Origin of the sequence: Mesorhizobium sp. M4A.F.Ca.ET.090.04.2.1 (genome assembly GCF_003999085.1) — a bacterium.
Classification (GTDB): domain Bacteria; phylum Pseudomonadota; class Alphaproteobacteria; order Rhizobiales; family Rhizobiaceae; genus Mesorhizobium.
The window spans coordinates 1-3040 of record NZ_RZOT01000647.1 but is presented as its reverse complement, the minus strand read 5'-3'; the positions used below and the strand labels follow the sequence as shown (position 1 = coordinate 3040).

Below are 3040 nucleotides of genomic sequence, written 5' to 3'. Positions count from 1 at the left end.
CCTTGCGCCAGCGCGCCGGCCGCCGCCTCGTCGATCAGGCCTTGCATGTAGACGGACCGGTAGTCGATCGCCTTGATGGTCTCGGGAAGCTGCTCCGGCTCAACGCCCGCTGGCACCGCCAGCACGGGGCCGGCCTCGGAAAAGCCGAGCAGCACGCCGCGGTCGAGCGAGACGTCGAAGGCTTTGCTTTCGGTTGCGCCGAACCAGGGGTCGAAGCTGCCGTCCTCATGTTTCAGATAGAGCCGGCCGCCATGCATCAGCAGCAGCCGCGTCGAGGGATCGGCGAGCGCCTGCTCGACGGAATCGTCGGCGCGGGTCTCCGATTGCCGGTCGATCTGGTTGCCGGCGAAGCCGACGAACTGGCTGGGCTCCCGCAAGGGTGCGTCAAACAGGCGGAAGGGCATGGGGACTCAGAGCTTTATGGACACGGGTCAGCTTATAGCGCCGCCTTGATCGTTTCGGCAAACCGGCGGATCTCGGAATTACTGTAGGGTTCGCGCAGGCCATGTCCCCAGACCGGCCCCGGCCATGCCGGATCGCCTTCCGAGCGCGCGATGACGTGGATGTGCAGCTGCCGCACGATGTTGCCCAGCGCGCCGGTATTGATCTTGGTGCAGCCTGTCGCCTTCTTCAGCGCTTGCGCCACCATGTTGGTCTCGAAGGTCAGCATCGCCTGGTCGAGCGGCGTCAGGTCATGGATTTCCTCCACGCCCGGCCGCTGCGGCACCAGGATGAGCCATGGCCAGCGGCAGTCGTTCATCAGCCTGAGTTCGCACAGGCCGAGCCACATCAGCTGCTCGCTGTCCGCCTCCAGCCTGGCGTCGAGCGTGAATCCGGCCTTGAGGCCCGGCAGCATTGGCGTTTCCCTCACTTTTTTGGACTTTGCACCGTCTTTTTGACCGATGAACGCTAGAGCGGCTGCAGAGGGGCTGCAAGCGAATCATTGGCCGGTATTGCGGATTTGAAGACGCGCCCGCCAGTACGCCGCGCACGACCGGCGCCGCCGATTCCGCTCCGCCCTTGCATTTCATCGTCGAATTGCCGATATGGAGGCCGGGAGGTTGGTGGTGGACGATCCACTCGCCAACCGGGTCAGGTCCGGAAGGAAGCAGCCCTAACGAGCCCGGAACGGGTCATTGTTCCAGCCTCCCACCTCTTCGCCTTTCTTTCGCGACATTGACGGCGTCAAGCCGTGCGGGCGAAACTATGCGCAGGAAACGGCCGCCTTCCGTCGCGGTCCTGGGAGCTTTGACGGCGAATGAGCGAAGCCGGAAATTCGGGGGCGGAAAGCCTGGGGACAGGCAAGGCTGGCGCCTATCGCGTTCTGGCGCGCAAATACCGCCCTTCGAATTTCTCCGAGCTGATCGGCCAGGAACCGATGGTCCGCACGTTGACCAATGCCTTCGCCTCCGGCCGCATCGCCCAGGCCTGGATGCTGACCGGCGTCCGAGGTGTCGGCAAGACGACCACGGCCCGCATCCTGGCCCGGGCGCTGAACTACAAGACCGCCACCGTCGACCAGCCTTCGGTCGATCTTTCCATCCCCGGCGAGCATTGCCAGGCGATCATGGAAGGACGTCATGTCGATGTCATCGAGATGGACGCCGCCTCGCACACCGGCATCGACGACATCCGCGACATCATCGAGCGCGTGCGCTACGCGCCGGTCTCGGCCCGCTACAAGGTCTACATCATCGACGAAGTGCACATGCTCTCCACCCAGGCCTTCAACGGCCTGCTGAAGACGCTCGAAGAGCCGCCACCGCACGTCAAATTCATCTTCGCGACCACCGAGATCCGCAAGGTGCCGATCACAGTCCTGTCGCGCTGCCAGCGCTTCGACCTGAGACGCATCGATGCCGGCGCCCTGGTCGCGCACCTGTCAGCGATCTCCGCCAAGGAAGGCATTTCGGTCGACGACGACGCGCTGGCGATGATCGCGCGCGCCGCCGAAGGCTCGGCGCGCGATTCACTCTCCATCCTCGACCAGGCGATCGCCCATGGCAGCGGCGCGGTCAGCGCCGAGGCGGTGCGCGCCATGCTCGGCCTCGCCGACCGCGCCCGCATCGTCGACCTGTTCGAGCATGTCATGAAGGGCGACGTCGCGGCGGCATTGGCCGAATTCCGCGCCCAGTACGACACCGGCGCCGATCCGGCCGCGGTGCTGACCGACCTTGCCGAATTCAATCATCTCGTCACCAGGCTGCGCTTCGTGCCGACGGCCGCCGACGATGCTTCGCTGTCGGAGGATGAACGCCGGCGCGGCGGCGATTTCGCCAGGACGCTGTCGGTGCGCGTGCTGTCCACGACATGGCAGATGCTGCTGAAGGGCATTCCCGAGGTGCAGTCTTCGAACCGGCCGGTGAGCGCTGCCGAGATGGTGCTGATCCGGCTCGCGCATGCTGCCGACCTGCCGACGCTGGACGAGGCGCTGAAGTCGCTGGAAGGCGCTTCGCCGGTTCCGAATGGCGCGCCGCGCGCCAACGGGGCCCCAGCAAGCCCGGGCAATGGCGGCGCAAGCGCCGTGGCGCAGGCGCGCATGCCTTCGGCCAGCGGCGGCTCGCAGACGATGCGGCTGGTCGAGGCGCAGCCCGTGCCTACTGCCTTCGTCCCGGCACCGGAACCGGTCGTCGAAGCGCCCGCTGTTCCGGTCAAGTCGCTGGCCGACATTGCCGCCCTTGCCGATTCCAATCGCGACATCGCCTTCAAGGTTTTGATCAAGCGCTGCGTGCGGCTGGTGCGCGTCGAGCCCGGCCGCCTCGACGTCAGCCTGACCGAAGACGCGCCGAAGATGCTGCTCAACGACCTGACCGCCAAGCTGCGCGCCTGGACAGGCCGCAACTGGCTGGTGTCGCTGTCGAAGGAAGATGGCGGCCAGACTCTTGCCGAGATGGAAACGACGAAGCGCGAGACCGCCTTCCTCGACGCCAAGAGCGACCCGACGGTCGCCGCCATCCTCGCCCGCTTCCCAGGCGCCAAGATCATTGACGTGCGCATTCCGGACATGCCGGAAGTGGAAGAGGCCGAGGCCGACCTGCCG

3 protein-coding genes and 1 other RNA gene are annotated in these 3040 nt (G+C 66.1%); 2 read left to right on the top strand and 2 right to left on the bottom strand.

Features of this window, described 5'->3' with window-relative positions:
• Both EN781_RS29695 and EN781_RS29690 read right to left on the bottom strand, forming a co-directional pair.
• A partial coding sequence (locus EN781_RS29695) for an NUDIX-like domain-containing protein (RefSeq protein ID WP_348631397.1) occupies positions 1-404 on the bottom strand: 404 nt, incomplete at its 3' end.
• Positions 405-436: 32 nt separating this feature from the next.
• Positions 437-856: an HIT family protein gene (locus EN781_RS29690; RefSeq protein ID WP_126056702.1), complete on the bottom strand. Its 420-nt coding sequence runs from the start codon at positions 854-856 to the stop codon at positions 437-439.
• Between the two features lie 200 nt (positions 857-1056).
• On the opposite strand from EN781_RS29690, the gene ffs reads away from it, so the two are divergent.
• An RNA gene (ffs, locus tag EN781_RS29685) (signal recognition particle sRNA small type) lies at positions 1057-1153 on the top strand.
• Between the two features lie 105 nt (positions 1154-1258).
• On the top strand, positions 1259-3040 hold a 1782-nt coding region (locus EN781_RS29680; protein ID WP_127400603.1), incomplete at its 3' end, for a DNA polymerase III subunit gamma/tau.